Raw genomic sequence first — 2996 nt, forward strand, 5'->3', positions numbered from 1 at the left:
GCGAGCTTTTCAGTCAACTGCATGGCTTTTTCGGCATATTCTGTCGGGATGTTGCGTTTACCCTCAATGAGAATTACCGGAGCAGGGCGTGAAGATACATTCGTGGAAAAATCATCGTATGTCATTCTTTATTTCCTCTGTAAAAATTGAGAAGAGTTTTCATCACAGTTTATGATCAACAATCAAGAATTGATAAGTATTGTAGTCTATCACCAAGAAAGTATCATTCTTTAGAATCTTCGAAATTGTCAGAGCTATATTCAGTAGCAGTTCTGAATCCGCGCCGGATATTTCAATACATGCACTTTTAGATGAGAACGTATTACCTGAACGATCATCTGAATAGCTGCCGTTAAAGAAAAAACCTATTGAAAACCAGACAGTATTGCGAATGCTATTTTTGTTTGTAAGCAGCGGTTTTTTTTCAACAGTGCATTTTTCAAAGGCATTTTTCATATCTTGTTGAAGCCTTTGCAGCACATTATGTTCGAAGCCAGTGCTTGTATTTTCTGATACAATCATCAACCCTCCTTTGTGTGAACTAATATCGTGTAACATTGTATCGACTTGTAATAATGGAAATCGCGTTTGGGGCTTTTTCTATTAACAGGTGAGTTCAGTTTTATCGATTTCATGAAAGAGTTGATTGTTATTGTACGAACTGATCTGTTACGCTTACCTGTATTTTCTTATGCTTCTTGATATGCTTTCTTCGATTGTATCTTCATAAAAAACCTCACTATTGCGATATACCGATATAAAGGGAACAAGACCGGATTAACCTCTTTGTTTCTTAGTTTAGCCTGGGGACAGTAAAATCGTGATAAGGCTGGTGGATATCAATTGACCACTTCATGAGAAATATATATCAATGTAATCTTATAACCTATACCTTGAAGGGGTATGTTGTCGCAGAATAATACCGTATATTACAGAATATTTAATTCATACACGACGTGATTTATAAAACCAAATTGCAACGTCGATAAACAAATCGCTAAAAGGAGGGACTATGAGCGAACTTTCCATCATCCGTATCATCTATCAGAAATGTGCAGAAAAAAATATTTCAAAGAGCATACTTTTAAGTATGATCGGATATTCAAACATCAACAAAGGGATCCGCCGGTTAAATTCTTTAGGCAAAGGTAATGTAGAAATTGAGCAATACCGTCTGCTCCGTAAAATCTGCTCTGTTCTCGTAATTGATCCCCTTGTACTTGAAGAATCATTAGCGGAGTGGAATCTCGAAAGAGCGAAAGATTTCTTTAATGTGTGGTTTGATTCAAGAAAACCAATAAGCGAAATTAAAAAAAGCCGTATGTGTACAAGATGCCCTTATTATCGTTATTATAAATGCTCGCATATAAATTGCAAATCAGATGAAAGACAGATTAAAATTCAAAAGTGGGCTGGTCCGATTCGTCCTGAGTATTGCCCTTTACGGGAAATTATCGATGAGGGCTCTCAATAACAACATTATTTGTTCAAAAGCTTCCAGATCATATCAGTTCGTAATTATGCGATGAGATTATCAAGGGACTTGTACAGTAGCAAGTCCTTAACTCAAACATCGCTTCGCTTTGTTTGGGTTAATAAGAAAAGGAGAGTCGCTTTCTTTCCTCTTAATTCATGAGTTCTTGAGCACGCCTTTTGGAAACTTACACCATCGCCTGTAATTTCGCTCTGACAGATTGATGTATTTTTCTTTGTCGATTTCTCTTATATGCCAGGCAACGTTCAGATGATGGTAGGCATGGCGCAGTGAGATTCGTAATTCTTCAACGCCCGGTTTATCAATCTGTGATTCAAGACTCTTTTTCAAAATGCAGTTAAATGATTGACATTTGATATACATTGTCATATCTTTTCACCATGATTGCATGGGATGAGGAAAAGAACAGGGTGCTTTTTGAAACACGCGGGGTCTCTTTTGATGATGTGGTCAAAGCGATTGCAGAAGGATATGCAATAGCCGATGCACCGCACCCCAATCAAAAGAAATATCCAAACCAGAGAGTTCTGACCGTACTTCTTCACGAGTATATTCATCTTGTTCCTTATGTAATCGATGGTGATGACATTTTTTTTAAGACAATAATCCCGAGCAGAAAAGAACAAAGAAAATACGAGGCATACCATGATAAAGAAACGAACGAGTAGTGTACTTACAGCGGAAGAAACTGAGATTCTATCCGCTTATGAAAAAGGGACATTGAAACAGGGAAGTGTTCCCGCATCGATGGTAAAGACTGCCCGCGAAATGATGAGAAAGAAAAGGAATATCAATATAAGAATTTCCGAATCCGATCTAGAATCCATTAAAAAGATCGCCGAACGTGAGGGGTTACCCTATCAAACGCTGATAGGGAGTGTTCTGCACAAATTTGCCGGAGGTCTTCTCAAATAGGATTTCTCTGTTGCCTTTACCCGCAATATTACTCAGGATGATGTCATAATTCATTATTATGCCTTCTGTTGAAATGATCTCAGATATACTCTTTGCCGCTTGTTATGTCTGTAACCTTCAGCAGTTCAAAAACAGTGCCGACAGCACTGAAATAATGATATCCGCAATGTTCGGAGAATACCGCCGCTTTCGTTCGGTTTTCATTGAGAATATAGAATGCGTTTTTAAAACTACAGAAGGAGCCGTCATCGAAATAGATCATAACATTATACTGAAAGTCACCGGCAAGCAGATGGCTTCTTTCTTCGCCGAAATGTTCTTTCGTGTACGCTTTGATATATGAGATCCACTCCGGTTTAATCTGTTTCATTTCATACCTCTCCATCATTGAAGGCTCACAAACTGCGATCTGAGTTGAAAGAGAATCGGATGCCCCCAGCAATCTGCGCGCACTTTGTATGGCATAGACCACTTCTTCTGAAAAGCTGTTGCGCATCCTTCGTAACCGTCAAATTCTCCCCAGTGCAAAATATTTTTACAATCGAATATCTTCCTGAGAAAGAAAACAGGGCAAAAGTTTTGTGAC

Annotated in this window: 7 protein-coding genes and 1 riboswitch; of the genes, 3 read left to right on the forward strand and 4 right to left on the reverse strand. The window is 38.4% G+C overall.

Annotated features, from left to right (window positions below):
* Window positions 1–162: 162 nt before the first annotated feature.
* The gene (locus JW794_10065; GenBank protein MBN2018455.1) at window positions 163–522 is read right to left on the reverse strand and encodes a hypothetical protein; all 360 of its coding nucleotides are present in this window, start codon (window positions 520–522) and stop codon (window positions 163–165) included.
* A gap of 421 nt (window positions 523–943) precedes the next feature.
* Window positions 944–1021: riboswitch (SAM riboswitch) on the forward strand.
* Between JW794_10065 and JW794_10070 the strand changes: the two genes are divergently transcribed.
* Entirely contained in the window at window positions 1013–1474 is a 462-nt protein-coding gene (locus tag JW794_10070; GenBank protein ID MBN2018456.1) for a hypothetical protein, read from the forward strand. (Overlaps the previous riboswitch by 9 nt.)
* 156 nt (window positions 1475–1630) lie before the next feature.
* Here JW794_10070 and JW794_10075 read toward each other — a convergent pair whose 3' ends face one another.
* The gene (locus tag JW794_10075) at window positions 1631–1825 is read right to left on the reverse strand and encodes a hypothetical protein (protein ID MBN2018457.1); all 195 of its coding nucleotides are present in this window, start codon (window positions 1823–1825) and stop codon (window positions 1631–1633) included.
* 50 nt (window positions 1826–1875) lie between these two features.
* Here JW794_10075 and JW794_10080 point away from each other — a divergent pair, with 50 nt between their 5' ends.
* The gene (locus JW794_10080; GenBank protein ID MBN2018458.1) at window positions 1876–2163 is read left to right on the forward strand and encodes a toxin; all 288 of its coding nucleotides are present in this window, start codon (window positions 1876–1878) and stop codon (window positions 2161–2163) included.
* A complete protein-coding gene (locus JW794_10085) occupies window positions 2141–2410 on the forward strand; it encodes a hypothetical protein (GenBank protein ID MBN2018459.1) in 270 nt (89 codons plus the stop codon). The genes JW794_10080 and JW794_10085 overlap by 23 nt, the downstream gene beginning before the upstream one ends.
* Before the next feature lie 79 nt (window positions 2411–2489).
* Here the strand turns inward: JW794_10085 and JW794_10090 are convergent, their stop codons facing one another.
* The gene (locus JW794_10090; protein MBN2018460.1) at window positions 2490–2780 is read right to left on the reverse strand and encodes a hypothetical protein; all 291 of its coding nucleotides are present in this window, start codon (window positions 2778–2780) and stop codon (window positions 2490–2492) included.
* A gap of 14 nt (window positions 2781–2794) precedes the next feature.
* The coding region (locus tag JW794_10095; protein ID MBN2018461.1) for a hypothetical protein at window positions 2795–2996 on the reverse strand (202 nt) is incomplete at its 5' end.

The sequence above is a fragment of the Candidatus Cloacimonadota bacterium genome, from assembly GCA_016932035.1.
In the GTDB taxonomy this organism is placed as follows: Bacteria; Cloacimonadota; Cloacimonadia; order JGIOTU-2; family JGIOTU-2; genus Celaenobacter.